Origin of the sequence: Aquitalea pelogenes (assembly GCF_001515305.1) — a bacterium.
GTDB classification, from domain to species: domain Bacteria; phylum Pseudomonadota; class Gammaproteobacteria; order Burkholderiales; family Chromobacteriaceae; genus Aquitalea; species Aquitalea pelogenes.
Window position 1 is genome coordinate 1 of sequence record NZ_LNQV01000120.1, and the last position, 452, is coordinate 452.

Sequence of the window (452 nt, forward strand, 5' to 3'; positions counted from 1 at the left end):
CGCCCACAGCCCGGCCAGCAGCAACGGCACCGGCAAACGCTACCGGCTGATGCGTGACAACGGCGTGGAAGCCCCGCGCCTGAACAAAAGCGCCAGCCGGTCAGCCAGGGCAACGGCAACGAAACCCTGTGGCGCACCATGCGCATCCTCGGTCAGTTCAGCAGCCGCGACCTGATCCAGCACGCCGCCAGCGCCGGCATCCACATTGCCGACGACAGCGCCAACACCTATCTGCGCACCCTGTACCGCGCCGGCTACCTGCAACTGCTGGAAGCCTCGCGCCCGCTGGGCGTAGGCAAGGGCAAAACCCTCAACCGCTATCGCCTGCTGCCCGGCAAATACACCGGCCCGCGCGCCCACAGCCCGGCCAGCAGCAACGGCACCGGCAAACGCTACCGGCTGATGCGTGACAACGGCGTGGAAGCCCCGCGCCTGAACAAAAGCGCCAGCCG

General features: G+C 68.1%; 1 pseudogene. It reads left to right on the forward strand.

The features are described 5' to 3' along the window. Positions 1-138 precede the first annotated feature (138 nt). Positions 139-452: pseudogene (locus AWT75_RS20480) on the forward strand (hypothetical protein); the annotation flags it as partial.